Below are 26,641 nucleotides of genomic sequence, written 5' to 3'. Positions count from 1 at the left end.
TGCGGGGCTCAGCGCGCGGCGGGCAGGGCGCGCGCCAGCTCCGCCAGCACGGCGCTCGTCCCCGCGTCGATCTTGACGGTCGCGCGGTTGTCGGCCCGCGTCTCGCCGCGGTTCACGATCACGACGGGCAGCCTGCGGCGGCGCGCGCGCTCGACCAGCCGGATGCCGGAGTTCACCACGAGCGACGATCCGGCGATCAGCAAGGCCTCGCTGGCGAGCAGCAGCTGCTCGGCCTCGCGGAACTTGCCGGCCGGGATGAACTCGCCGAAGAAGACCACGTCCGGCTTCAGCACGCCGTCGCAGACGCTGCACGCCGGGATCGCGAAGCCCTCCGCGGACTCCGGCAGGACATCGCCGTCGGGGCCGAGCCGGACGCTGTCGGGGACGGTGATCCACGGGTTGTCGCGCTCGAGGCGCTCGGCGATGTCCCGCCGGTCGAACACCTGCCCGCAGTGGGTGCAGAACACCCGGCGCATCGTGCCGTGCAGCTCGACCACGCGGTGGCTTCCGGCGCGCAGATGGAGGCCGTCGACGTTCTGCGTGACCACGCCCGTGACGATCCCGTCGCGCTCGAGCGCCGCGAGCGCCTCGTGGCCGGCATTCGGCTCGGCCGCGGAGAAGGCGCGCCACCCGAGGTGCGAGCCGACCCAGTAGCGCCGCCGCGCCGCCTCGTCGCTCAGGAAGGTCTGCGCGGTCATGGGCGTGCGCCGCGGGGCGCCCTTGCCGCGGTAGTCCGGGATGCCCGAGTCCGTCGACACGCCCGCACCCGTCAGCACCGCGACGCGGCGGCCGGCCAGGGCGTCGATCGCGCGGCCGACGCCCGCGCGCGCGGCGTCGTCGAGGTCGGGGACGAGGGGCACGGAGCGAGTCTAGGGCGTGCGAATGACCGGCCGGACCGCCGCCCGGCGCCCGTCGCCGCCCGCGCACGGCGACGGGCCGGCGGTCGTGTGCGGGATGCTGGGGGGATGAGGATCATCCCCGTCGCCGACCCTGCCGACCCGCGGCTGGCGGACTACCGCGACCTGACCGACGTCGCGCTGCGGCGCGTGCTCGAGCCCGAGGGCGGCCTGTACATGGCGGAGTCGTCGAAGGTGCTGGCGCGCGCCCTGGCGGCGGGGCACCGGCCGCGGTCCGTGCTGACGCAGGAGCGCTGGCTGGGGGAGCTGGAGCCGCTGCTGGAGGGGCACGACGTGCCCGTGTACGTCGTCCCCGCGGACGTCGCCGAGGGGGTCACCGGCTACGCCGTGCACCGCGGCGTCCTGGCGGCCATGCACCGGCCCGAGCCGGCTCCCGTCGCGGAGGTCCTGGCCGGCGCGCGGCTCGCGGTGATCCTGGAGGACATCGTGGATCACACCAACGTGGGCGCGGCGTTCCGCGCCGCGGCGGGGCTCGGGGCCGACGCGGTGCTCGTGACGCCGCGGTGCGCGGATCCGCTCTACCGCCGCAGCGTCCGCGTCAGCATGGGGACCGTGTTCCAGGTGCCGTGGACGCGGCTGCCCGAGTGGGACGGCGACGCGGGCGCACGGGCGCAGCTGCACGCCGCGGGCTTCCACATCGCGGCGCTCGCCCTGTCGGAGGACGCGGTGTCGCTGGACGACTTCGCGGCCGCGCCGCCCGAGCGCGTGGCGCTCCTGATGGGCGCCGAGGGCGACGGGCTGTCGCGCAGGGCGCTCGCCGCGGCCGACTCGGTCGTGACCATCCCCATGGCGGGCGGCGTCGACTCGCTCAACGTGGCGTCGGCGGCCGCGGTCGCGCTGTGGGCCGTGTCGCGTGGGCAGCGCGCCTGAGCGTCAGTCCTCGGTCCGCAGCTCGAAGGGCAGCGGCTCGGGGCGCTTGGCGGTGATGTGGTCGCCCGACGACTGGTGCCGCAGCCGGCGCAGCACCCACGGCACGAGGTGCGTGCGGGCCCAGACCAGATCGTTCACGCGCGCCTCGCGCCATGTCGTCGGGGGCAGGGGGTCCGGCTTCATGGGCTGCAGGTCGTTCGGCACGTTGAGGGCGCGCAGCACCATGCGCGCGACCTCGTGGTGGCCGAGCGCGTTCATGTGCAGGCGGTCGTCGTCGAAGAACCGGCGGTCCTGGATCTCCTTGAGCGCCCACTGGTCGGCCACGATGCAGTCGTGGCGGTCGGCGATCGCGCGCACGTTCTCGTTGTAGATCGCCACGCGGCCGCGGAACGGGCGGAACACGGGGGTGAAGTCCGTGTCGATGCCTGTGAACACCACGACCGTCGCGCCCTCGCTTCCCAGCCGCGCGACCGCGTCCTCGAACACGGCGGCGATCGCGTCGGGGTCCCCGCCGGGCCGGATGACGTCGTTCCCGCCCGCGCAGAACGTGACGAGGTCGGGCTTGAGGGCCAGCGCGGGCTCCACCTGCTCGTCCACGATCTGCCGGATGAGGCGGCCGCGGACGGCGAGGTTCGCGTACGCGAAGTCGTCCACCTGTCGCGACAGCGCCTCGGCGACGCGGTCGGCCCAGCCGCGGTGGCCGCCGGGGGAGTCCGGCTCGGGGTCGCCGATGCCCTCCGTGAACGAGTCGCCCAGGGCGACGAACCGGCGCCACGGATGGGGTCCCTCGTTCGGGACGAAGGGCGTGCGCACCTCGGGCTCGCTCGACATCGGATCCTCCACACTCGGTCTCGGGGCCTGACGAGACTACGTCATCCAGTGGGACATCGGGGCGGAGTGCGCGGGTCGCTGGGGAAGCGCTGGATCGGGTGTCCGCGCCGCCCGTTAGGGTGGGTCTCCCATGCTGTCACCGTCCTATCCGCAGAGAGCTCCGTGGGGTACCGCCGGCAAGCTGCGCGCCTGGCAGCAGGAGGCGCTCGAGGCGTACTTCGCCGCGGACAAGCGGGACTTCCTCGTGGCGGCCACGCCGGGCGCCGGAAAGACGACCTTCGCCCTCACGCTCGCGGGCGAGCTGCTGCGCACCCGGGAGGTCGATCGCGTCATCGTGGTGGCCCCGACGGAGCACCTGAAGACCCAGTGGGCCGACGCGGCGGCGCGCGCGCACATCCGGCTCGACCCCGCGTTCCGCAACAGCCACACCACGTTCTCGCGCCAGTACCACGGCGTGGTCGTCACGTACGCGCAGGTGGCCGTCAAGGCGTCCGTGCACCGGGCGCTCACCGAGGGCGGACGCACGCTCGTGATCCTCGACGAGGTGCACCACGGCGGCGAGGCGCTCAGCTGGGGCGACGCGCTGCGCGAGGCGTACGGGCCCGCGAAGCGGCGCCTGCTGCTGAGCGGCACGCCGTTCCGCAGCGACGACGCGCCCATCCCGTTCGTCGAGTACGCGCCCGACGAGCAGGGCCTGCGCACCTCGGTCACCGACTACGCCTACGGCTACGGGCGCGCGCTCGCCGACGGCGTCGTGCGCCCCGTCCTGTTCCACGTGTACTCCGGCCACATGAAGTGGCGCACGCGCGCCGGCGACGAGCTCGAGGCGCACCTCGGGCAGGACAACCTGAAGGACGTCACGTCGCAGGCCTGGCGCACCGCGCTGGATCCGCAGGGCGAGTGGATGACGGCCGTGCTGAAGTCCGCGGACCAGCGGCTGACCGAGATCCGTCACCACGTGCCGGATGCCGGCGGCCTGGTGCTCGCCACCGACCAGACCGCGGCGCGCGCGTACGCCAAGCTGCTGCACTCGATCACGGGGCAGCGCGCCACGGTCGTGCTGTCGGACGACGCCGAGGCGTCGCAGCGCATCGAGCGGTTCTCCGAGGGCACCGACCGGTGGATGGTCGCCGTGCGCATGGTGTCGGAGGGAGTGGACGTGCCGCGGCTCGCCGTGGGCGTGTACGCCACGTCGTCGTCGACGCCGCTGTTCTTCGCGCAGGCCATCGGGCGCTTCGTGCGCGCACGGCGCCGCGGCGAGGCCGCGAGCGTGTTCCTGCCCCACGTGCCGGTGCTGATGTCGCTCGCGAACGAGATGGAGCGCCAGCGCGACCACGTGCTCGACCGCGGCGAGAAGGACGAGGACGGCCTCGACGACGACCTGCTGGAGGCCGCCGAGCGCGAGGAGAAGGCGTCCGACGCGCTCACGGAGGAGGGGTCCTTCGAGGCGCTGGGGTCGGTCGCCCACTTCGACCGCGTGGTGTTCGACGGCCAGGAGTTCGGCCAGCTGGCCGTGCCCGGCACGGACGAGGAGCAGGAGTTCATCGGGCTGCCGGGCCTGCTCGAGCCCGAGCACGTGCACGAGCTGCTGATGCAGCGCGTCGCCCGGCAGTCGCGGCACCGCCAGGCGCGCGAGGCCCGCGAGACCGAGACCGGCGGCGAGGCCGTGTCCACGCTGCCGGCGCCGCTGCACCGCACGCTGCGCGAGCAGCGGCAGCTGCTCAACAGCCTGGTCGGCGTGTACGCGCGCCAGACGGGCGAGCCCCACGGCGTGATCCACGCCGAGCTGCGCCGCCGCTGCGGCGGTCCCGAGGTCGCCAAGGCGACCGTGGCGCAGCTGCAGGCGCGCATCGACGTGCTGCGCAAGCGCGTGCGCAGCTGAATTCCCGCGGCATACGCTCGGGGCATGGCCGCCCGGTACTCGTTCCGCACGACGTGGCGGGTCGACGCCGCGCCGCAGCGCGTGTGGCGCGAGCTCGAGCGGGCGATCGCGGGTGAGTCGGACGGGTGGTGGCCAGGCTTCCGCGTGGAGTCGCCCGGAGCGCCCGCCCCCGGGGGCGTGATCGGCGTCGTCGTGCGCGCGCCGTTCGGCTATCGGCTGCGCTTCTCGCTGCGGATCACCGACATCGTGCCGGCTCGCCGCCTGGAGGCGGCCAGTGGCGGCGACCTGGACGGGCGCGGCTCGGTCGAGGTGGGCCCGCGCGGCGGCGGATCCGAGATCCGGTTCGCGTGGGACGTGGCCGTGCGGCGGCGGTGGATGCGGGTGACGGGGTCCGTGCTGCGCCCCGTGTTCGCGCTCGCGCACGGCATGGTCATGCGGGCGGGGGAGCGCGGGCTCCGTCGCGCCGTGGCGGTCGGTCGGTAGGCCGCACTTCGGGGATCCGAAAACCTGTCAATCGCGCTCCCGGGGCGGGACCGCGGCGCGTCGCTGGCTAGCGTGGAGGGGAACCCCCTTCACATCCCTCATCGGAGGTCCGTTGCGCGCGCCCGCCCCGTCTCCCTCGCCGTCCGGCCCCGACACCGGCGCGGTCGCCGCGGCGACCCCGGCCGACCGCCGGCGCTGGGCGCGCTACCTCGCCGACGAGCGCGCGGAGGCCGCCGTGTACCGGCGGCTCGCGCGCTCCAAGACGGGGGAGGAGCGCGCGATCCTCGAGGAGCTGGCCGCGGCCGAGGGGCGTCACGAGCGGCACTGGCTGCGGCTCCTGGGCGGGGAGCCTGCGCGGATGCCGCGCGCGGGCCTGCGCACTCGACTGCTCGGGTGGATGGCCGGCCGCTTCGGGCACATCTTCGTGCTCGCGCTGGCCCAGGCCGCCGAGGCACGCTCCCCGTACGACGGCGAGCGGTTCGCGACCACCGCGATGGCGGCCGACGAGAAGATCCACCACGAGGTCGTCCGCGGCCTCGCCGCGCGCGGACGGCGGCGGCTGTCGGGCACGTTCCGCGCCGCGGTGTTCGGCGCCAACGACGGGCTCGTGTCCAACCTTGCGCTCGTGCTGGGCATCGGCGCCACGGGAGTGGCACCGCAGGTGGTGCTCTTCAGCGGCATCGCCGGCCTGCTCGCCGGCGCCCTGTCGATGGGCGCCGGGGAGTTCGTGTCGGTGCGATCGCAGCGCGAGCTGCTCGACGCGACGGACCCGGGCACGTTCGGCGACGCCGCCCTGCCCGACCTCGACATCGACTCCAACGAGCTGGCGCTCGTCTACCGCGCGCGCGGCATGTCGCACGAGGAGGCCGTCGCCCGCGCCCGCAAGGCCATCGCCGAGGCGCACGCCGGCCGCGTGCCGGTCCGCGCGGCGGGCCACGACGCGCACGAGATCGTGGGCGGCGCCTGGCACGCGGCCGCGTCCAGCTTCCTGTTCTTCGCGAGCGGGGCGATCATCCCGGTGCTGCCGTGGCTGTTCGGCCTCACGGACGCGACCGCCGTGATCGTCTCGCTCGTTCTGGTCGGGCTGGCGCTGCTGGGCACGGGCTCGACGGTCGGGCTGCTGTCGGGAGCCCCGCCGCTGAAGCGGGCACTCCGGCAGCTCGCGATCGGCTACGGCGCCGCGGCCGTCACGTATGCGCTCGGACTGCTGTTCGGGGTGTCCGTGGCGTGACCCGCGGACGCGCCCGAGGGTGCGCCGATTCGCCCGGGTGGTCCGGGCGTGGTAATGTTTCTCTTCGGTCGCGAAAGCGATCGGTACCGGCCGGAAGGCCGGTCACCCAGTTGCGCGGGTGGCGGAATAGGTAGACGCGCTAGCTTGAGGTGCTAGTGCCCGTATAGGGCGTGGGGGTTCAAGTCCCCCCTCGCGCACAGAACGACGAAGGGTCCCGAGAGGGGCCCTTCGTCGTTTCCGCATGCGCACGAAGCCGGACGGCGCTGTCCGGTTTCTGGCGGGTGGGCGGGTGAAAACGGATGCGCGGCTGACTTGTTAGGCTTACCTCACCCCGAACCCCTGGACCGGAAGGCCCGCCATGTCGTCACGCCTCCTTCGCGCGCTCGTCGTCCCCGCGTCGATCACCGCCCTCGTCCTCCCCGGCTGCGCCGCGCAGGACGCCGGCGCGGTGGATCCCGAGGCGCTCGTCGTCTACAACGCGCAGCACGAGGAGCTGACGCAGGAATGGGCCGACGCGTTCACCGAGGAGACCGGCATCCAGGTCGTCCTGCGCAACGGCGACGACTCGGAGCTCGCCAACCAGCTGGCGCAGGAGGGCGAGGCGTCGGGCGCCGACGTGTTCCTCACCGAGAACTCGCCCGCCATGTCGCTCGTCGAGGAGGCGGGACTGTTCGCGCCGCTGGACCAGGAGATCCTCGCCGCCGTGCCCGAGGCCTACCGGCCGGCATCCGGTCTCTGGACGGGCATCGCCGCCCGCTCCACCGTCGCGGTGTACAACCCCGACCTGATCTCCGAGGACGAGCTGCCCGCGTCGCTGCTGGACCTCGCCGAGCCGGAGTGGCAGGGTCGCTGGGGCGCGGCGCCTGCCAAGGCCGACTTCCAGGCGATCATCTCGGCCGTGCTCGAGACGCAGGGCGAGGACGGCGCGCGCGCGTGGCTCGAGGGGATGGCGGAGAACGTCACCGAGTACCGCAACAACATCGTCACCATGAAGGCCGTCAACGCGGGCGAGATCCCCCTCGGCGTGATCTACCACTACTACTGGTTCCGCGACCAGAACAAGGCGGCCGAGGACAGCGGGAACACCGAGCTGCACTACTTCCGGAACCAGGATCCGGGCGCGTTCGTGAGCGTGTCCGGCGGCGGCGTGCTCGCCAACGCGCCGCACGCCGACGAGGCCCAGCAGTTCCTCGCCTTCATCACGGGCGAGGAGGGCCAGCGCATCCTGGGCGAGGGCTACAGCTTCGAGTACCCCGTCGTCCCCGGCGCGCCGACCCGCGACGGGCTGCCTGCGCTCGAGACGCTCGAGGCGCCCGTGATCGACCCGTCCACGCTCAACGGCCCGAAGGTCATCGAGCTCATGACGGAAGCCGGGCTCCTCTGACCACGAGCGTCGCGGCGCCGCGGTCGGCCGGGGCGCGGACACGACGGCCCTCGGCGGCTCTCGTGGCCGTCTCGATCGTGCTGGCGGCCGGTGCCCTCGTCCCGATCGGGTACGTCGTGCAGGCCGCGTTCGCGATGGGCGGCGAGCAGCTGGCCGCGCTGCTGTTCCGCCCCAAGGTCGGCGACCTCCTCGTCAACACGGTGCTGCTCGTCGGGATCGGCGTGCCCGCGACCGCGGTGCTCGGCGTCGGCGGCGCGTGGCTGGTCGAGCGCACGGATCTGCCGCTGCGGCGGCTGGTCGCCGTGGCGCTCGCGGCGCCACTGGCGATCCCCGCGTTCGTCGCGAGCTACGGCTGGGCCAGCGCGATCCCCTCGATCAGCGGCCTGTGGGGCGGCGTGCTCGTGGCCGTGCTGGCGTACTTCCCGCTCGTGTACCTGCCGGTGCTCGCGGCGCTGCGCGGCCTGGACCCGGCGCTGGAGGAGTCCGCCCGCGCGCTGGGGCTCGGATCCTGGGCGGTGTTCGCGCGCGTCGTGCTGCCGCAGCTGCGCCTCGCGGTGCTCGGTGGCGCGCTCGTCGTCGCGCTGCACCTGCTGGCCGAGTACGGCGCGTTCGCGTTCCTGCGCTTCGACACCTTCACGACGGTCATCGTGGTGGCGTACCAGGCCACGTTCGCCGGCCCGAACGCCGCGGCGCTGGGGATCGCGCTGGCCGTGCTGTGCCTGGTCGTCCTCACGGCCGAGTCGGTCGCGCGCGGACGCCGGCGCTACGCGCGCGTCGGATCCGGGGCGTCCCACCCCGCGCGACGGCTGCCGCTCGGGCGGATGACGCCGGTCGCCCTGCTCGCGGTGATCGCGCTGACGGCGGCCGCGATCGCGGTGCCCCTGGCCAGCGTCGTGCGCTGGCTCGCCCGCTCCGATCTCGGCGCGCTCGGACCGGTGATCGGCGCCACGATCCAGACCCTCGGCCTGTCGCTCGGCGGGGCGGCGGTCGCTCTCGCGATCGCGCTTCCCTTCGCCTGGATGTCGGTGCGCCACCCCGGGCGCCTCTCGCGCGTCCTCGAGGGCGCCGCGTCCATCGCGAGCAGCCTGCCGGCGATCATCGTGGCCCTGGCGCTCGTCACGGTGACGCTGGCGGTCGCGCCGGGGCTGTACCAGACGGCGTTCACGGTCATGGCGGCCTATGCGCTGATCTTCCTGCCACGCGCGCTCGTCCCCCTGCGGGCCGGCCTGGCCCAGGTGCCCGAATCGCTCGAGGAGGCGGCCCGCGCCCTCGGCGTGCGGCCCGCCGCGGCGCGGCTGCGGGTGACGCTGCCGCTGCTGCTGCCCTCGCTCGCAGCGGGAGGCGCCCTGGTCGCGCTGGGCGCCGCCAACGAGCTCACCGCGACCCTGCTGCTGGCGCCGACCGGCACGCGCACGGTCGCGACGAGCTTCTGGTCGGCGGCATCCTCTCTTGACTACCCGGCCGCCGCCCCGTACGCCGTGATGCTCGTGCTCCTCTCGGCGCCCGCCGTGGCGCTCATGTTCGCCCACGCCACCGGACGGAAGCTGCGATGACCCTGCGCCTCGACCGCGTCTCGAAGACCTTCGGCACCACGACGGTGCTGCGCGACGTGTCGCTCGCGGTGCCGGACGGCACCCGTCTCGCCCTCGTGGGCGCCTCGGGCAGCGGCAAGAGCACCCTGCTCCGTCTCGTGGCCGGCTTCGAGGAGCCCGACGCGGGCGAGATCGCCCTCGGCGACCGCGTCCTGGCCGGACGCGGTCGCGTCGTGCCCGCGCACCGGCGCCGGATCGGCTACGTGGCGCAGGACGGGGCGCTGTTCCCGCATCTCTCGGTCGCGCGCAACATCGCGTTCGGGCTGCCGCGCGGCGCCGACCGCGTGGCCAGGGTGCGCGAGCTCCTGGCGCTCGTCTCGCTCGCGCCCGACTTCGCCGAGCGGATGCCGCACCAGCTGTCGGGCGGGCAGCAGCAGCGCGTCGCCCTGGCCCGGGCGCTCGCGCAGCGTCCCGACGTCATCCTGCTCGACGAGCCGTTCAGCGCGCTCGACACGGGACTTCGCGCGCACACGCGCGAGGCGGTCGTCGACGTGCTGGAGCGCAGCGGCGTGACGGCGGTGCTGGTCACGCACGACCAGGAGGAGGCGCTCACGTTCGGGCAGCAGGTGGGCGTGCTGTCGGACGGCGAGCTGGTGCAGGCCGGAGAGCCCGCCGCGGTGTTCGACGCGCCGCGGGACGCGGGCGTCGCGCTGTTCCTGGGCGACGCCGTGCTCCTGCCGGCGGAGGTCGCCGGCCCCGGCACCGTGGACTGCGCGCTGGGCCGCGTCGCCGTGCGCCACGACCGGAGCGGGGGAGCGCGGGCGGTGCGGGCGATGCTCCGCCCGGATCAGCTGAGCGTGCGGCCGGCGGACGCGGCGACCGCCAACGCGACCGTCACGGCCGTCCGCTCGCTCGGCGCCGCCGCGGAGCTCACGCTGCGGCTGTCGGACGGCGAGGAGCTCACGCACCGGGTGCCGCTGCACGACGTGATCACCGGCCCCGTGTGCGCGTACGCGCCCCGCAGCCGGGTCGCGGTCGCCGTCGAGGGCGGCGTGGTCCTCTACGCGGGCGAGGGCGCGCTCTCGGCCGCGGCCTCGGTGCAAGCCGCGGCCGGCTCGACGACGGCGGTCTGAGCGGCCGTCGGCGCGGCGACGCGCCGGCCGGTGCGGCGCAGCATGCGGACCCGGCGCAGCGCCGCGGCCCCCGCCGAGCTCGCGCGCGTGTACGCCTGCCACGCGACGATCCCGACCGCGAAGGACAGCAGCGTGCCCAGCCAGGGCGCGCTCTGCTCGAACGGCGGGTAGACCTGCCAGTGGGTGAGGTAGACGAACAGGGACGAGCCCGCGAGCGTGCCGACCGCGGGCGACAGCGCCTGCGGGAGCGGGATCGCCGGGAGCCACACGAGGAGCAGGATGCCGCCCGCCACGATGGCCTCGCGCGCCGGATCGCCGAAGAAGCCGAACACCGTGACCGCGGTCAGCGCCGACACGAGCACCCGTCGCGACGTGGTGTCGGCGCGCGCGACCAGCCATCCGAGCACGATGAGCCACGCGACCGACGCGGCCGCGTACCGCTCGACGTGCTCGGCGTGCAGGCCCGTGAGCGCGAGTCGCGCCGCGAGGGCCGCGCCGAGGAGGGCGAGCGGGAACGCGAACGGCATCCGCCGCTCCAGCCGGTCGATCGCGCGCACGCCGAGCAGCAGCGCCAGGCCGGCCATGCCCCACAGCATCGCCTCGAGGAACCAGAACTGCCACTGCTCGTTCCAGCGCCCGTCGCCCGGCACCAGGTTGTTCACGAGCAGCGCCGTGGTGGGCAGGTAGAAGCCCGTCATCAGGGCGACCGCGCCGATCCACAGCACGGCCGGGACGGCGAGCTGACTCATGCCGCGGATCAGGCGTCGCACGCGCGTCACGCCCGGCGCGTCCGTCAGCGCGAAGCGGGCGATGTTGTACCCGGCGACCGCGAGCAGCAGGTGCGCGCCGCCCTTGAGGGAGAAGAGATCGGCGTGCGTGCCGACGATGAGCACGATCGCGAGCGCGCGCAGGACGGCCGGGGTCTCGACGTGCGCGAGACGCGACCGCCGCGCGCGTGCCGCGGGCCGGGCTGTCTCGTCCTGCGCGGCGCGGGGGGCCGCGAGCTCGGCGAGCCCTCGGGCCGAGCGGGTGGGCCAGTCGCGCGGCAGGGCGCCCAGCATCGCCTCGAGCCGGAGGCTGACCTCGACGTAACTGAGCGAGTCGCCGCCGAGGCCCGCGAACGAGTCGTCGATGCCGGCGTCGGGCCGGTCCAGCAGGAGCGCCAGGAGGTCGCGCACGGACTGCGGCGTCACGGCGCCGTCGCCGCCCGCGACCGCCGCGACGGCGCGGGCGGCGCGATCCTGCTCCTCGGCGATGCGCACCAGCGCGGCGTTGTCGGGCTTGCCGTTGGCGGTGCGCGGGAACTCCGCCACGACGTGCGCGGCGATCGCGTGGGCCGGGACGCCGGTCAGGGCCGCGGCGCGATCGCGCGCGCGTGCGGCCGCCCGGTCGGACGTCGCGAAGACCAGGAGGCGCTGGTCCGCACCGGCGGCGCGTGCCGTGATGCCCTCCTCGGCGAGCAGGCGCTCGAGCCGGTCGAGGTCGATGCGCAGACCGAAGATCTTGACGAACCGGTTCAGCCGACCCGTGATCTCGTAGAGCCCGTCGGGCCGCCGGCGCGCGAGGTCGCCCGTCCGCAGCTCGTGGACCGTCCGCCCCAGCGCGAAGTCGGCGGGGGTCTCGGCGTAGCCGAGCATGACGTTGGGGCCCTGGTACACCAGCTCGCCGCTGTCGCCCTCGGCGACGGGATCGCCGCCGTCGAGCGGGTCGAGGCGGAACGCCCCGCCGGGGATGGGACGGCCGATCGCGCCCGCGCACGTCTCCGCCAGCTCGGGCGGCAGATAGGCCATGCGGGCCGTGGCCTCGGTCTGCCCGTACATCACGAACAGCTCGAAGCCCTTGCGGGCGCCCAGCGCGGCGAAGCGCCGCACGGCCGCCGGGTCGAGCCGCCCGCCCGCCTGCGTCAGATAGCGCAGGTGCGGCAGGTCCCGGTCGGCGAACCCGCCGGCCTCGAGCAGCTCGAACGTGTACGGCACACCCGCGAACGAGGTGATCCCGTGGGCGGCCGCGTCGTCCCAGAACCCGGGGTCCGACACCGAGCGCTCCGTGAGCAGCAGGCTCCCTCCGGCGAGGAGGTGGCTGTTGACCACCGACAGCCCGTAGCAGTACTGCAGCGGCAGCGTGGTCGCCGCGCGGTCGCGGGGCTCGAGACGGAGGTACTCCGCGATCGCGGCCGCGTTGCTCGCCAGGTTCTCCGCCGACAGGCGCACAAGCTTGGGAGACCCGGTGGACCCCGAGGTGCTGGCGAGCATCGCGAGCTCCCGATGCAGCTCGTGCCGCGTGCCCGCGCGGACCTCCTCGAGCCGCCAGCCGTCGACGCCGTCCGTGGCGATCACGTCCGGATCGAAGCGCTCCACGAGCGCGGCCCGGTGCCGCAGGCTCGTCTCGTCCTGGCCGCCCGACACCATGAGCACCGGGTGGCCGCCCTCGAGCGCCGCGAGGTAGGTCACGATCGGCTCGACCGCATTGCGGGCGGCGATCATCACGAGCCGGCGCGTGGGTCCCAGCGCGCGGACGCGGGCGCGGACCAGCCCGTCGAGCTCGCCGTACGTGACCGCGCGGCCGTCGGCGATGAGCGCGGGGGCGTCGGGATGACCCGAGAGCAGGGACAGGCCGGGGCGGACGTCGGTGGAGGGCATGGGCGCGGAGACCTTCGGGAGCGGGCGCCTCGGCAGGGGCAGCGAGGTTAGGACATCCTAACTCACCGGGCGCGCCCCGCCCGCGCGGGCCCCGCGGGCCCCGGGCGGCGGGATACGGTGGGAGCATGGCCGACACCGAGCGCACCGGGACCGCGGCGACGGGGGCCGCCCCGGCGGGGGCCGAGCCGTCCGAGGTCGTGCGGATCGCGCGCGACCTGATCCGGATCGACACCACCAACTGGGGTGCCGGACGCGCGAAGGGCGAGCGCGAGGCGGCCGAGTTCGTGGGCGCGTACCTCGAGTCGCTCGGCCTGCGCGCCGAGTACTACGAGCCGGTGCCGCGCCGCACGAACGTGAGCGCGCGGATCCCCGGGCGCGACCGGACGCGGCCCGCCCTGGTGCTGCACGGTCACCTGGACGTGGTGCCCGCCGTCGCCGAGGACTGGTCGGTCGACCCGTTCGAGGGCGTGATCCGCGACGGCATGCTGTGGGGCCGCGGCGCCGTGGACATGAAGAACATGGACGCCATGATCCTCACGTCCGTGGCGGAGCTGCTGCGCGCGGGCGAGCAGCCCGACCGCGACATCGTGCTCGCGTTCTTCTCGGACGAGGAGAACGGCGGCGTGGAGGGTTCCCAGCGGGTCGTGCGCGACCGGCCGGAGTGGTTCGCCGGCGCCACGGAGGCGATCAGCGAGGTGGGCGGGTACTCGATCGGCGTGGGCGATCGCCGCGCCTATCTCCTCCAGGTGGGGGAGAAGGCGCTGATGTGGATCCGGCTGGTCGCGCGCGGGCGCGCGGGTCACGGCAGCCGCGTGCACCCGGACAACGCCGTCACCCGCCTGGCGGAGGCCGTCGCGCGGCTCGGGACCGCGCGCTGGCCGGTCGAGCTGACCGACACGACCCGGGCGCTGCTCGACGGCATCGGCACGCTCGCCGAGACCGACAGTCGCGACCCCGACGAGCTCGCGGCCCTCACGGGGCCGGCCGAGGCGTTCATCCGCTCGTCGTACCAGACCGTGACGAACCCGACGGGGCTCACGTCGGGATACAAGCACAACGTGATCCCCGATCTCGCCGAGGCCACCGTCGACGTGCGGGTGCTGCCAGGCACCGAGGACGCCGTGCTCGCCGAGATCCAGCGGATCGTGGGCGACGAAATCCGCATCGAGATGTTCCTGCGCGACATCGGCCTGGAGATCCCGTTCGAGGGCGACCTCGTCGACCAGATGGTCGCCGCGCTCGGCCGCCACGACCCCGGTGTGCCGGTGCTGCCGTACCTCCTGGGCGCCGGCACGGACAACAAGGCGCTGTCCACGCTCGGCATCGCCGGCTACGGCTTCGCTCCGCTGAAGCTGCCGCACGACCTGGACTTCACGGGCATGTTCCACGGCGTGGACGAGCGCGTGCCCCTCGACGCGCTCGAGTTCGGGCAGCGCGTGCTGACCGACCTGATCCGCTCGCTCTGACGTCGCCGGATCATCCCGACGGTCCAGCCGGATCCCCCTGTGGGCTGACAGGAATCGCGCGGACCGTCGCCTAGGCTCGGTAGCCGTGCCACTCATCGAAGCGATCATCCTCGGCCTCGTGCAGGGCCTGACCGAGTTCCTGCCGATCTCGTCGAGCGCTCACATCCGGATCCTCGGCGAGTTCCTGCCGTCGGCGACCGACCCGGGTGCGACGTTCACCGCGATCACCCAGATCGGCACCGAGGCGGCCGTGCTGGTGTACTTCTGGCGCAAGATCGCGAGGATCATCTCGCGATGGGCGCAGTCCCTCGCCGGCCGCGTGCCGCACAGCGACCCGGACGCGCGGATGGGCTGGATCGTCATCATCGGGACCCTCCCGATCGGGATCGCCGGATTCCTGCTGCAGGACCAGATCCGCACGTTCAACCGCAACCTGTGGATCGTGGCGACCGTGCTGATCGTCTTCGGCATCGTGCTCGGAATCGCGGACCGCTATGCCCGGCGCGAGCGCGACTTCGACGACGTCACCTATCCGTCCGGGCTCACGATGGGCGTCGCGCAGGCTCTCGCGCTCATCCCGGGCGTCTCGCGCTCGGGCGCGACCGTGACGGCCGGCCGGCTGCTCGGCTACGATCGCGCCGCCGCCGCGGAGTACGCGTTCCTGCTCGCGGTGCCGGCGGTGTTCGGCAGCGGCCTCTACGAGCTGCTGCACGCGCTGACCGAGCCGGCGAGCGGCCCGTACGGCCTGGCGGAGACCGCGGTCGCCACCGTCGTCGCGGGCGTGGTCGGCTGGCTCGTGATCGCCTACCTGATGGCCTACCTCAAGCGCGGCAGCTTCCTGCCGTTCGTGATCTACCGCATCCTGCTCGGCGGCGTCCTGCTGGTGCTCCTCGCCACGGGGACGATCTCGGCGTTCTAGCACGGGGCTCGGCCGGGCGGGGTGATCCGGCCACGTTTCGACTCCGGCTCGTTCCTCGCCTCCGCTCAACGACCGGGGGTTGCTGCCGGTCGTTGAGCGGAGCGAAGCGGAGACGAAACGGGTTCAACCCGGTGGTCGTTGAGCGACGAGCGTCAGCGAGGAGTCGAAACGTGGCCGAGCGTGCCCGGCCGGAGGGGAGCGGGTCGGCTCAGCGTCCGTTGCGGCCGCGGTCGTCGCGGCCGTCGCTGCGGCGCAGGTAGCTCTCGAAGGCCTGCGCGATCGCGTCGCCCGACGCCTCGGGGGATTCGACCGTGTCGCGCGCCTGCTCGAGCTGGTGGATGTACTCGCGCATCTCGTCGTCGTCCGCGGCGGCCGCGTCGATCGTCGCCTCCCATGTGGCGGCCTCGGCCGCGAGCGTGCCGCGCGGCACGTCGGCGGCGGCCAGCTCCTCGAGCCGGTCCAGCAGCGCCAGCGTGGCCTTGGGCGAGGGGGTGTGCCCGGCCACGTAGTGCGGCACGCTCGCCCAGAGGCTCACCGACGGGATGCCCGCCCGCTCCGCCGCATCGCCGAGCACGCTCAGCACGCCGACCGGCCCCTCGTAGGTGCTGCGCTCGAGGCCCAGCGAGGAGCGCAGCGTCTCGTTGTCGCTCCCCGCGAAGATCGAGATCGGGCGGGTGTGGGGCACATCCGCCATCATCGAGCCGAGCGTGACGAAGCCCGTGACGTCCTCGCGGAGCGCGACGTCGACGAACTCGGCCGCGAACGCCTGCCAGGCGCGCGCCGGCTCGACGCCCGTGAGCACCCAGAACTCGGTCCCGCCGACGTCGGCGTCACCCGGGCGGGGGAGCGGCCGGTGCAGGGTGGCCTCGGGCCAGCGCAGCCGCCGGCGGCCCTCGCCGTCGGTCTCGACGGTCGGGCGCGTGTACTGGTAGTCGAAGTAGAGCTCGGGATCCACGCTCAGGACGCGCTCGTAGGGACGGTCCGCGAGCAGCAGGTTCACGGCGCTCGTCGCCGCCTCGCCCGCGTCGTTCCATCCGTCGAACGCTGCGACGATGATGCGGCGGCCCAGGGTGGCGGGAACGCCGGTCGTCTCGGCCTCGTGGTCCACTCGGCTCCTCCCTTCCGCCGCGCCTGGCGCCCGGCGGAGCTTCGTCCCAGGATAGGCGCGTCCCGGCCCGCGGGCGCCAGGGCCGCGGTGTTCCGTCGCGCGGCCGTCTGACAGGATCCGCGCGACGCCCGCGGACTAGGCTGGGCGGATGACTTCGCCTCACGCCGCCGCGCCCGCCGAGGGCAGCCCGGAGCTCCGCGCCGTCCTGTGGGACATGGACGGCACGCTCGTCGACACGGAGCCGTACTGGATCGCGGCCGAGGCGCCGCTCGTCGAGGAGTACGGCGGCACCTGGACGCACGAGGACGCCCTGCAGCTGGTGGGCCTGAGCCTGGACGCCTCCGCGCGGATCCTGCAGCAGGCAGGCGTGCGCCTCAGCGTGGACGAGATCATCACGACGCTCAGCGCGCGGGTGATCGCCTCGTGCGTGGAGAACGGCGTGCCGTTCCGCCCGGGCGCGCTCGAGCTGCTGCGCGACCTGCGCGCCGCGGGCATCCGCACGGGCCTCGTGACGATGTCGATGCGCCACATGGCGCTCGCGATCGCCGACCTGATCGACTTCCCGGCCTTCGACGTGGTCGTCGCCGGCGACGACGCGCACCGCCCCAAGCCGTACCCGGACCCCTACCTGCAGGCGGCCGAGGCTCTGGGCGTCGACATCGCCGACACGGTCGCGATCGAGGACTCGCCCAACGGCCTGCGCGCGGCGATCGCCTCGGGCGCCGTGGCGCTCGGCGTGCCCAACATGGTCTCGCTCGACGGCGTGGGCGCCGCGGAGCTGTGGCCGACCCTGGCGGGCCGGACCTCCGGCGACCTCGCGGCGCTGCATGCGGCGTACGCGGTGCGCACCGCGGGGGAGCTCGCGTGACCGGCGCGGCGCGTCCGAGTGGTCCGTTCCGCTACGGCGACCGCGTGCAGCTGACGGGTCCCAAGGCCCGCATGCACACCATCACGCTGCGCGAGGGCGGCGAGCTCCACACGCACCACGGCGTGCTGAAGCACGAGCAGCTCGTCGGCCACCCCGACGGGTCGGTGTTCGAGAACAGCTCGGGGCACGAGTACCTGGCGCTGCGTCCGCTGCTGCGCGACTTCGTGATGTCCATGCCCCGCGGCGCCGCGATCGTCTATCCGAAGGACGCGGCGGCCATCGTCGCGCAGGCCGACATCTTCCCCGGCGCGGTCGTGGTCGAGGCCGGCGTCGGCTCGGGAGCCCTGTCGCTGTCGCTGCTGCGCGCGGTCGGCTCCGAGGGACGGCTGATCTCGTTCGAGCGCCGCGCCGAGTTCGCGGAGGTCGCGCAGGCGAACGTCGAGACCTTCTTCGGCGAGACGCCCGACAGCTGGCAGGTCGTGATCGGCGACCTCGCCGAGGCGCTTCCCGCCGCGGTCGAGCCGGGATCGGTCGACCGCGTCGTGCTCGACATGCTCGCCCCGTGGGAGGTCATGGACGCGGTCGCGGACGCGCTCACGCCCGGCGGCGTGGTCATCTGCTACGTCGCGACCGCCACCCAGCTCTCGCGCGTCGCCGAGTACATCCGCGGCACGGGCGCCTTCACCGACCCCGAGGCGAACGAGACCCTGGTGCGCGGCTGGCACGTCGAGGGCCTCGCGGTGCGCCCCGACCACCGGATGGTCGCGCACACGGCGTTCCTGATCTCCGCGCGTCGCCTGGCCCCGGGCGTCGTGCCGCCCGAGGTCAAGCGCCGCGCCTCGAAGAAGAGCTTCTCGGACGAGGACGTCGAGATCTGGACGCCCGGCGCCGTCGGCGACCGCGAGATCACCGACAAGAACCTCCGCAAGCGCATCCGCGAGGCGCAGAAGGCCGCGCAGGGCGCACGGCTCGCATCGGGCCGGGCGGCCGAGGAGGACGCGCCCGGGGGCGCCACCGCGGCGTCGGAGGCACCCGAGCGGGACGCATAGACTGAACGGCATGCGGAGAACCTCGGCCGTCCTCTCGATCGCCGCCCTCGTCGGAGTCGCCCTGGTGGGCTGCGCGCCCGCCGGCACCGCCGGAGCCACGTGCGACCGCGTCGCCGACAGCGACCCGGAGACCATGTCGCTGATCGAGGTGTCCGGCGCCCTGGAGTCGGCGCCCACGCTGGACGTGTTCACGCCGTTCACGACCGACGAGGACGCCTACGCCGATATCGAGCGCGGCGACGGCCCCGTCATCACCGACCTCGCGCAGCCCGGCGTGCTCGACATCACGCTGTTCGACGGCCGGACCGGGCAGGCGCTCATCGGCACCGCGTACAGCGGCGACGTCTCGGCGGTCGGCCCGCTCACCGGCTGGACCGAGCAGTTCCCCGGGCTCGAGGACGCCCTGCTGTGCGCGACCGAGGGATCCCGGATCGCCGTCGCGATGTCGCAGGACGGCGTCACCGAGGAGACCCGCGCCGCATACGCGCAGGCCGGCCTCCCCGCCGAGGGCTCGCTCATCGCGGTCGTCGACGTGCGCAAGGTGCTGCCGCGCGCCGCGTCGGGAACGCCGCAGTACAACGACGGCCTGGGCCTGCCCACGGTCGTGCGCGCCCCCGACGGCCGCCCCGGCATCATCGTCCCGGACGCGCCGCCGCCCTCCGAGACCGTCGTGCAGACGCTCATCAAGGGCGACGGCCCGGTCCTGGGCGAGGACGAGACCGTGCTCGTGCAGTACACCGGCGTGACGTGGGCGGACCGCGAGGTGTTCGACTCCACCTGGGAGAACGGCGCCCCCGCGGCCCTGTCGGCCGACCAGGTCGTGCCCGGCTTCGCCGAGGCGCTCAAGGGCCAGACCGTCGGCTCGCAGGTGCTCGTGGTCATCCCGCCGGACCAGGGCTACGGCGACCAGGAGCAGGGCGCCATCCCGGCGAACTCGACGCTCGTGTTCGCGATCGACATCCTGGGCACGCTGCCCGCCGGACAGACGCCGCCCCAGTAGCCGAGGCGCACGCGCTCGGCGCCGACGGCCCGTCCTAGGATGGGTGCGTGGCCCAGCAGATCCCGGCGGAAGAGCGCCAGCTCAATCTGATCGTGGCCCTCATGGCCACGGAGATCGGGCTGACCAAGCAGCAGGTCCTCGAGACCGTGTCGGGGTACCGGCAGCGGTCCGGGGGACGCGCCGACGCTCTGGACAAGATGTTCGAGCGCGACAAGGACGACCTGCGCGCGATCGGCGTGCCGATCGAGACGCTCGGCGACCACGCTGACCCCAAGGACCTGCGCGAGGCGCGCTATCGCATCCCGAAGGCGGAATACGACCTGCCCGCCGACATCGCGTTCACGCCGGCCGAGCTGGCGATCCTGGCCCTCGCGGGCTCGGTGTGGAGCGAGGGGTCGCTGTCCAAGGACGCCCACACCGGGCTGCGCAAGATCCGCGCGCTCGGCATCGAGGTCGACGAGCCGATCATCGGCTTCGCGCCCCGGATGACCGTGCGCGAGCCGTCGTTCGGGCCGCTGCAGGACGCGATCGAGGCCTGCCGCGTGGTCTCCTTCGACTACCTCAAGCCGGGGGAGGAGAAGCCGCGCCGCCGCACGGTCCGGCCCCTCGCGCTGGTCGACTACGAGGGCCGCTGGCACGTGTCGGCCCACGACGTCGACGCCGACGGCGAGCGGATGTTCCTCCTGTCGCGCATCGTGGGCGACGTGGCGATGACGGGCGAGGGGTTCGACCCGGCCCTGCGCGAGGGCGCGGGAGAGCGCGCCATGCAGGGGCTGCGGGACGTGGCCGCCCGCAACCGGGCGCTGGTGGAGATCACCCCCGGGACCGAGGCCGCGCTGCGGCTGACGCGCCGCGGCGAGCCCGCCGAGCAGGGCATCCGCGTTCCGTACGTCGACGCGCACATCTTCGCCGACGAGCTCGCCTCGTACGGGCCCGAGGTCCGCGTGGTGGAGCCGGAGTCGCTGCGGACCGTCGTGATCGAGCGGCTGCGCGCCGCGCGCGACGCCCACCGCACGCCCGAGCCGGGGGAGGCCGCGTGACCCGCCTGCTCACGCCGGACAAGGTCCGGCTGTTCCTGACCCTCGTGCCGTACCTGATCGAGCGCGGCGAGGTCTCGCTCGCCGAAGCGGCGCGCGAGTTCGACGTGACCCCCGACGCGATGCGCTCGATGGTCGAGAAGCTCACGGTCATCGGCATGCCGGGCGAGGGCGACTACCTGCAGATGCCGAACGAGATGTTCGACATCAACTGGGACCTGCTCGACGAGCACGACGTCATCGAGATCACCCAGACCGTCGGGCTCGAGCGCGCCCCGCGGCTGACGGCCCGCGAGGCCGCCGCGCTGCTCGCCGGTCTCCGGCTCGCCAGCTCGCTGCCCGGCGTCGCGCCGGGCGAGGTCCTGTCCGGCCTGCTGGCGAAGCTCGCGCGGGGCGCGTCGTCGACGCCCGCCGAGGTGATCGTCGCGCCCGAGCCCGTCGATGAGGTCCGCACGCTCGTGTCGCAGGCGCTGCGCGAGCAGGTCGCGCTGTCCTTCACGTACCGTCGTCCCGACGCCGAGCCGACGACGCGCACGGTGGACCCGGTCAAGGTGATCGTGACCGACGGCCAGTGGTACCTGCAGGGGTGGTGCCACCTGCGCCGCGCCATGCGGAACTTCCTGCTGGAGCGCGTGCGCGATCCGACGCTCACGGACATCCCGATCGAGCACGCGCACGAGCCGGTGCCGGGGCTGTTCGAGCCGGGCGAGAACGACCAGGTCGCCGTGGTGCGCTTCGCGTCGTCGCTCGCGCCCCTGGTGGGCGACTACCTCGCGGGCGCCGAGACGACCGAGGCCGACGGGGTCACGACCGCCCGGTTGCGGGTCTCGGACGCGCGCAGCCTGAAGCGGCTCGCCGCGCGCCGCGCCGGCCGCGTCGAGGTGCTGGAGCCCGCCTCGGCCCGACGGGCCGCCGCCGAGTGGGCGGCCGAGGCGCTCGCGCTCTACGGCGAGACCGACTGACGCGGCGCGGCTGAGATCGCCCCCCCCGGCGGGCGCGGTTAGACTGAACCCGCATTCCCGTACCGCCGAACGACGGAGATCCCCCATGCTTGGCAACCTCAACGGCTGGCACCTGCTCATCCTGCTCGCCGTGATCCTGCTTCTGTTCGGTGCCGCCCGCCTCCCCGCGCTCGCGAAGAGCATCGGCCAGTCTGCCCGTGTGTTCAAGGGCGAGATGAAGCAGATGAAGGCCGAGGACGAGACTCCTCAGGCCACGGGCGCCGCGACCGACCGGCCCGCCGGCGGGTACACCGTCAACGGCGAGCCGACCGACCGCCTGCCGGGCGCGGAGGACCCGGGCACTCCGCCCAAGTCCTGACGGTGACGGCCATCGACCCCGCGGCGTCGCGGGACGACCAGCCGTACCGCGACCGGCGGATGTCGCTCGCGGAGCACCTGGTCGAGCTGCGCCGTCGCCTGATGATCGCCGCGGCCGCGCTCGTGGTCGGCATGGTCGTCGCGTTCTTCGTGACCGACCCGATCATCGCGTTCCTGCTCGGGCCCATCGAGGAGGTCGCCGAGCGGCTCGGCGACGACTTCACGCGCCTGACGTACACGGGCGTGTCCAGCGCGTTCGACATGCGCATGCGCATCGCGTTCGCGATCGGCCTGCTGTTCTCGGCGCCGATCTGGCTGTGGCAGATCTGGGCGTACGTGATGCCGGGCCTGACCCGGCGCGAGGTGCGGTACACGATCGGCTTCATGGCCACCGCGATCCCGCTGTTCTTCGCGGGCTGCTATGTAGGCGTGCTGATCATGCCGCACATCCTGCTGCTCATGTCGTCGTTCGTGCCCGACCAGCAGTTCGCCTCGCAGTTCTACGAGGCCGCCGCGTACTACGACTTCGCGTTCAAGACCGTGACGGTCATCGGCATCGCGTTCGTGTCGCCCGTGTTCCTGGTCGCGCTGAACCTCGCGGGTGTGCTGACGGCGCGCGAGATCCTCAAGGGCTGGCGCGTCGCGATCGTCGTCGCGACGGCCTTCGCTGCGCTCGCGACCCCGGCGGCCGACGTGGCCTCGATGCTGCTGCTCGCGGCCGCGCTGATCGTGCTCTACTTCGCCGCGGCGGGCGTCTCGCTGCTCTTCGACCGCCGCAAGAGCAGGCGTGAGAAGGCGCTGCTCGCGGAGGAGTCATGACCGAGCCGAGCCCGGCCGAGCGCTACGCGGCGGCGCGCGCGGACCGCGCCCACCCGCAGACCCGGGCGTTCGCCGACGCGCAGCGGTTCACGCTCGACGACTTCCAGATCGCCGGGTGCCACGCGCTCGAGGACGGCCGCAGCGTGCTCGTCGCGGCGCCCACCGGCGCGGGCAAGACCATCGTGGGCGAGTTCGCGGTCCACCTCGCGATGCAGACGCCGAACCAGAAGGCGTTCTACACGACGCCCATCAAGGCGCTGTCGAACCAGAAGTTCCGCGAACTGCAGGACGTCTACGGGGAGGACGAGGTCGGCCTCCTCACGGGCGACACCAACATCAACGGCGGCGCGCGCGTGCTGGTGATGACGACCGAGGTCCTGCGCAACATGCTGTACGCGGACTCCCCGGCGCTGCGCGGCCTGCGGTACGTCGTGATGGACGAGGTCCACTATCTCGCCGACCGCTTCCGCGGGGCGGTGTGGGAGGAGGTCATCATCCACCTCCCCGCCGACGTGCGCCTCGTCTCGCTGAGCGCCACGGTGTCCAACGCGGAGGAGTTCGGCGACTGGCTCGACACCGTGCGGGGCGACACCGAGGTGATCGTGTCGGAGACCCGGCCCGTGCCGCTGGAGCAGCACGTGCTGGTGCGCGGCGACCTCCTGCCGCTGTTCGACGACCGCGCCGGCGTGGCGACCGCGCAGGTCAACCAGGAGCTGATGCGGATCCGCGGCGGTCAGGCCTTCGCCGCCAACAGCGCCTACTTCGACGGCCGGCGCAAGGGCGGGGGCGGAAGGCGTCCCAAGCCCGGCTTCAAGCGACCCGGCCCGCCGCGGCGGCTCGAGCGGATCGACCGCCCGGAGGTCGTGCACCTCCTGGAGCGATCGAACCTGCTGCCGGCGATCTTCTTCATCTTCAGCCGTGCCGGGTGCGAGGGCGCGGTGCAGCAGGTGCGCCGGTCGGGCCTGCGCCTCACGACCGCCGAGGAGCGCGCGGAGATCCGTGCCGTCGTCGCGTCGCGCACCGGGGCGCTCCCGGACGAGGATCTCGCGGCGCTCGGCTACTGGGAGTGGGTCGAGAACCTCGAGCGCGGCGTCGCGGCGCACCACGCCGGGCTCCTTCCCGCGTTCAAGGAGGTCGTCGAGGAGCTGTTCCAGCGCAAGCTGGTGAAGGTCGTGTTCGCGACCGAGACGCTCGCGCTGGGCATCAACATGCCCGCCCGCACGGTCGTGCTCGAGAAGCTCGAGAAGTTCAACGGCGAGGCGCGCGTCGCGATCACGTCGGGGGAGTACACGCAGCTCACGGGGCGCGCGGGCCGGCGCGGCATCGACGTCGAGGGGCACGCGGTCGTGCAGTGGACCGAGGGCATGGACCCGCAGGCCGTAGCCGCGCTCGCCTCGCGCCGCACCTACCCGCTGAACTCGAGCTTCCGGCCGACGTACAACATGGCCGTGAACCTGATCGACCAGTTCGGTCGGGCCCGCGCGCGGCAGATCCTGGAATCGTCGTTCGCGCAGTTCCAGGCCGACCGGGCGGTGGTGGGCCTCGCCCGCCAGGTGAAGGACGCCGAGGAGTCGCTCGCCGGGTACGCCAAGGCGATGACCTGCGAGCACGGCGACTTCACCGAGTACTCGGCCATCCGGCGCGACCTCAGCGACCTCGAGAAGCTGAACCGCAAGGACGCGGGCGCCTCGCGCGGCACGCGCGAGCAGCGCCAGCGCGAGATCGGCGGGCTGCGCCGGCGCATGCAGCGCCACCCCTGCCACCGCTGCCCGGACCGCGAGCAGCACGCCCGCTGGGCGGAGCGGTACTGGAAGCTGCGCCGCCAGACCGACAAGACGCGGCGCCAGATCGAGAACCGCACGGGCACGGTCGCCCGCGTGTTCGACCGCATCATCGAGGTGCTCACCGCGCTCGACTACGTGCGCCTGGACGGCGACGAGGCGACGCTCACCGAGGCCGGCCGCCGGATGCGCCGGATCTACGGCGAGCGCGACCTGCTGGTCGCCGAGTCGCTCCGCACCGGCATCTGGAAGAACCTCGACGCGGCGTCCCTCGCCGCGCTCGCCTGCTGCCTGGTGTACGAGCCGCGCGGAAACGACGGCGGGGCCGACCCGCGGTCGCTCCCGCGCGGGGCCTTCCGCCTCGCGCTCAGCGAGACCGAGGACCTGTGGGCCCGTCTCGACGACCTGGAGCAGGATCACCGGCTGCCCGGATCCGAGCCGGTCGCGACGGGGCTCGCGGCTGCCATGCACATGTGGGCGCGCGGCGCGCTGCTCGACAGCGTGCTCGTGGAGGCGGACATGGCCGCGGGCGACTTCGTGCGCTGGGCCAAGCAGACCATCGATCTGCTCGACCAGCTGTCCCTCGTCGCGGAGGGCGAGCTCGCCCGCACCGCCCGTCGCGCGCTCGACGCGGTGCGCCGCGGCATCGTGGCGTACAGCTCCGTATGAGCCGATCGAAGCGGGGGCGCCCTCGACCTGACGGGCGCGCGGCGCTGCCGCTCTGGGCGGCGCTCGTCGTCGCGGCTGCGGGCGGCCTCGCGCTCGACGCGTCCTTCCCCTCGCTCGGGATCTGGGCGCTCGCCCCGGTGGCGGTGGCGCTGTCTCTCGCGTCCCTGATCGGGCGTCGCGTGGGCGGTGCGCTGCTCGCCGGCCTCGCGTTCGGCGCCGCGTTCTGGTTCCCGCACATCGACTGGACGGCGCGGTTCCTGGCCGACCAGCCGCTGGCCTGGCTGCCCTGGGTGGCGCTCGCGGGGCTGCAGACCATCTTCACGGGCCTCGGCGCCGTCCCGATGGCGCTCGCCTACCGCTGGTTCCCGACGGGCCGGTGGGCCCGGCTGGTCGGGCTCCCGGCGCTCGTCGCGGCGCTGTGGACCGCGCGCGAGCTCGCGACCGGGTCCTGGCCGTACGGCGGGTTCGCCTGGGGCCGGATCGGCATGAGCCAGTCCGAGAGCCCGCTCGCGCAGGTGACGTCGTGGATCGGCGTGACCGGGCTGACGTTCCTCATCGTGATGTTCAGCGCCGCGGTGATCGAGATCGTGCGCACGCGCGCGTGGCGGCCGTCGTCGCTCGCCCCGGCCGCGGCCGTGGCGCTCGTCCTGCTGGTGGTGCCGCAATGGCAGACGGCGGGCGCGGGGGCGCTGACCGTCGGCGCCGTGCAGGGGGACGGTCCCACCGCGTACTTCGACCACCGCGAGCCGTACTCGGTGCTGCAGGCGCAGCTCGACGCGTCCCAGCCGCTGCGCGGGGAGCAGGTCGACGTGGTCGTGTGGCCCGAGGGCGGCGTCGAGTACGACCCGCTGCAGGACCAGACCACGGCGCTCGAGCTGTCCGCCGCGGCGCGCGCCTTCGACGCGCCGATCCTGATGAACGCGGCCTCGGTGCGCGACGACCTCATCTACAACACCTCCATGCTGTGGACCGCCGACGGCGCGGACGTCGCGGGCGGGCTGCAGACGCACTCCAAGTGGCATCCGGTGCCGTTCGGCGAGTACGTGCCGGACCGCGCGTTCTACGAGGGCCTCGTCCCCGATCTCATCGGGCTGATCGGGCGCGAGTACACGCCCGGCACGGACGCGCCGACGATCGACGTGGGCGAGGCGATCATCGGCCTCGCGATCTGCTTCGACGTGATCTACGACGACATCATCCGCGAGGGCGCTCACCGGGGCGCCCAGCTGTATGTCTTCCAGACCAACAACGCCGACTTCCGCGGCACCGACGAGAACCTGCAGCAGCTGGCGTTCGCCCGGATGCGCGCGATCGAGACCGGACGGTCGGTGGTCAACCTCTCGACGGTCGGCACGAGCCAGATCGTCGCGCCCGACGGAACGACGATGTCGTCGCTGGCCGTCGACCAGTCGGGCATCCTGATCGGCGATGTCGAGCTCCGCGAGGGCCTCACGCCGGGCGTCGTCGTCGGGCCGTGGGTGCAGGCCCTCCTGTTCTGGGGAGGCGTCCTCGGCCTCGCGCTCGTCGGCGTGCTGCACGCCCTTCGCGGCCGTGGCGGCTCGAGCCGCCGCACGCCCCGCCGCCCCGCGGCCCGCCGCGCGCGCCGCGCCGACGACGCCGCCCGCGTCCGCGCCATGTTCCGCTGATCCGGAACGGCACGGGCGCTCGAGCGCAAGCCCCTGCGGCGCGGAGGGGCGCGTGCCT

Annotated in this window: 22 protein-coding genes and 1 tRNA gene; 19 read left to right on the top strand and 4 right to left on the bottom strand. The window is 73.8% G+C overall.

Annotation, left to right across the window (positions count from 1 at the left end):
- Window positions 1-8 precede the first annotated feature (8 nt).
- The gene (locus B5M43_RS01040) at window positions 9-860 is read right to left on the bottom strand and encodes a Sir2 family NAD-dependent protein deacetylase (protein WP_134744951.1); all 852 of its coding nucleotides are present in this window, start codon (window positions 858-860) and stop codon (window positions 9-11) included.
- Between the two features lie 105 nt (window positions 861-965).
- Here B5M43_RS01040 and B5M43_RS01035 point away from each other — a divergent pair, with 105 nt between their 5' ends.
- Entirely contained in the window at window positions 966-1,787 is an 822-nt protein-coding gene (locus B5M43_RS01035) for an RNA methyltransferase (protein ID WP_055989338.1), read from the top strand.
- Window positions 1,788-1,790: 3 nt separating this feature from the next.
- Here B5M43_RS01035 and B5M43_RS01030 read toward each other — a convergent pair whose 3' ends face one another.
- On the bottom strand, window positions 1,791-2,618 hold the full coding sequence (locus tag B5M43_RS01030) for an SGNH/GDSL hydrolase family protein (RefSeq protein WP_134744950.1): 828 nt from the start codon (window positions 2,616-2,618) through the stop codon (window positions 1,791-1,793).
- Window positions 2,619-2,748: 130 nt separating this feature from the next.
- On the opposite strand from B5M43_RS01030, the gene B5M43_RS01025 reads away from it, so the two are divergent.
- The 7 genes from B5M43_RS01025 (at window position 2,749) to B5M43_RS00995 (ending at window position 10,263) form a co-directional block, all read left to right on the top strand.
- Window positions 2,749-4,500, top strand: a complete 1,752-nt coding sequence (locus tag B5M43_RS01025) for a DEAD/DEAH box helicase (RefSeq protein ID WP_134744949.1) — start codon at window positions 2,749-2,751, stop codon at window positions 4,498-4,500.
- A 24-nt stretch (window positions 4,501-4,524) separates the two neighbouring features.
- A complete protein-coding gene (locus tag B5M43_RS01020) occupies window positions 4,525-4,983 on the top strand; it encodes an SRPBCC family protein (protein WP_134744948.1) in 459 nt (152 codons plus the stop codon).
- A gap of 112 nt (window positions 4,984-5,095) precedes the next feature.
- Entirely contained in the window at window positions 5,096-6,214 is a 1,119-nt protein-coding gene (locus B5M43_RS01015) for a VIT1/CCC1 family protein (RefSeq protein WP_134744947.1), read from the top strand.
- Between the two features lie 112 nt (window positions 6,215-6,326).
- Window positions 6,327-6,411, top strand: a tRNA-Leu gene (locus tag B5M43_RS01010).
- 161 nt (window positions 6,412-6,572) lie between these two features.
- On the top strand, window positions 6,573-7,598 hold the full coding sequence (locus B5M43_RS01005; protein WP_134744946.1) for an iron ABC transporter substrate-binding protein: 1,026 nt from the start codon (window positions 6,573-6,575) through the stop codon (window positions 7,596-7,598).
- A 62-nt stretch (window positions 7,599-7,660) separates the two neighbouring features.
- Entirely contained in the window at window positions 7,661-9,151 is a 1,491-nt protein-coding gene (locus tag B5M43_RS01000) for an iron ABC transporter permease (protein ID WP_230667491.1), read from the top strand.
- Complete coding sequence (locus B5M43_RS00995; RefSeq protein ID WP_134744945.1) at window positions 9,148-10,263, top strand: ABC transporter ATP-binding protein; 1,116 nt, start codon at window positions 9,148-9,150, stop codon at window positions 10,261-10,263. Before B5M43_RS01000 ends, B5M43_RS00995 begins: the two co-directional genes overlap by 4 nt.
- On the opposite strand, the gene B5M43_RS00990 is transcribed toward B5M43_RS00995, so the two are convergent.
- Entirely contained in the window at window positions 10,191-12,902 is a 2,712-nt protein-coding gene (locus B5M43_RS00990; protein ID WP_134744944.1) for an AMP-binding protein, read from the bottom strand. The genes B5M43_RS00995 and B5M43_RS00990 overlap by 73 nt on opposite strands.
- Before the next feature lie 125 nt (window positions 12,903-13,027).
- Here B5M43_RS00990 and B5M43_RS00985 point away from each other — a divergent pair, with 125 nt between their 5' ends.
- A complete protein-coding gene (locus tag B5M43_RS00985) occupies window positions 13,028-14,368 on the top strand; it encodes a M20/M25/M40 family metallo-hydrolase (RefSeq protein ID WP_055989320.1) in 1,341 nt (446 codons plus the stop codon).
- Window positions 14,369-14,453: 85 nt separating this feature from the next.
- Window positions 14,454-15,287 carry an undecaprenyl-diphosphate phosphatase gene (locus B5M43_RS00980; RefSeq protein ID WP_134744943.1) on the top strand — a complete coding sequence of 278 codons (834 nt, stop codon included), beginning with the start codon at window positions 14,454-14,456 and terminating at the stop codon, window positions 15,285-15,287.
- Window positions 15,288-15,495: 208 nt separating this feature from the next.
- On the opposite strand, the gene B5M43_RS00975 is transcribed toward B5M43_RS00980, so the two are convergent.
- Window positions 15,496-16,395, bottom strand: coding sequence for a PAC2 family protein (locus B5M43_RS00975; RefSeq protein WP_230667489.1), 900 nt, complete (start codon window positions 16,393-16,395; stop codon window positions 15,496-15,498).
- 148 nt (window positions 16,396-16,543) lie between these two features.
- On the opposite strand from B5M43_RS00975, the gene B5M43_RS00970 reads away from it, so the two are divergent.
- The 9 genes from B5M43_RS00970 to lnt all read left to right on the top strand — a co-directional run bounded on the left by B5M43_RS00970 (window position 16,544) and on the right by lnt (window position 26,583).
- A complete protein-coding gene (locus B5M43_RS00970) occupies window positions 16,544-17,263 on the top strand; it encodes an HAD family phosphatase (protein ID WP_230667487.1) in 720 nt (239 codons plus the stop codon).
- A complete protein-coding gene (locus B5M43_RS00965; RefSeq protein ID WP_134744942.1) occupies window positions 17,260-18,312 on the top strand; it encodes a tRNA (adenine-N1)-methyltransferase in 1,053 nt (350 codons plus the stop codon). Before B5M43_RS00970 ends, B5M43_RS00965 begins: the two co-directional genes overlap by 4 nt.
- A gap of 10 nt (window positions 18,313-18,322) precedes the next feature.
- A complete protein-coding gene (locus B5M43_RS00960) occupies window positions 18,323-19,312 on the top strand; it encodes an FKBP-type peptidyl-prolyl cis-trans isomerase (RefSeq protein ID WP_134744941.1) in 990 nt (329 codons plus the stop codon).
- A 47-nt stretch (window positions 19,313-19,359) separates the two neighbouring features.
- Entirely contained in the window at window positions 19,360-20,352 is a 993-nt protein-coding gene (locus B5M43_RS00955) for a YafY family protein (protein WP_230667485.1), read from the top strand.
- Window positions 20,349-21,311, top strand: coding sequence for a YafY family protein (locus tag B5M43_RS00950; protein ID WP_134744940.1), 963 nt, complete (start codon window positions 20,349-20,351; stop codon window positions 21,309-21,311). The genes B5M43_RS00955 and B5M43_RS00950 overlap by 4 nt, the downstream gene beginning before the upstream one ends.
- A gap of 85 nt (window positions 21,312-21,396) precedes the next feature.
- Complete coding sequence (gene tatA, locus B5M43_RS00945; RefSeq protein ID WP_082542995.1) at window positions 21,397-21,669, top strand: twin-arginine translocase TatA/TatE family subunit; 273 nt, start codon at window positions 21,397-21,399, stop codon at window positions 21,667-21,669.
- Window positions 21,666-22,487, top strand: a complete 822-nt coding sequence (gene tatC, locus B5M43_RS00940; protein ID WP_374198146.1) for a twin-arginine translocase subunit TatC — start codon at window positions 21,666-21,668, stop codon at window positions 22,485-22,487. The genes tatA and tatC overlap by 4 nt, the downstream gene beginning before the upstream one ends.
- Window positions 22,484-24,937, top strand: a complete 2,454-nt coding sequence (locus tag B5M43_RS00935; protein WP_134744939.1) for an RNA helicase — start codon at window positions 22,484-22,486, stop codon at window positions 24,935-24,937. Before tatC ends, B5M43_RS00935 begins: the two co-directional genes overlap by 4 nt.
- Window positions 24,934-26,583, top strand: a complete 1,650-nt coding sequence (gene lnt, locus B5M43_RS00930) for an apolipoprotein N-acyltransferase (protein ID WP_134744938.1) — start codon at window positions 24,934-24,936, stop codon at window positions 26,581-26,583. The genes B5M43_RS00935 and lnt overlap by 4 nt, the downstream gene beginning before the upstream one ends.
- The last annotated feature ends 58 nt before the right edge of the window (window positions 26,584-26,641 follow it).

Origin of the sequence: Microbacterium sp. MEC084 (assembly GCF_004514465.2) — a bacterium.
Taxonomy (GTDB): Bacteria; Actinomycetota; Actinomycetes; order Actinomycetales; family Microbacteriaceae; genus Microbacterium.
This window is presented reverse-complemented; position numbering and strand designations above follow the sequence as displayed.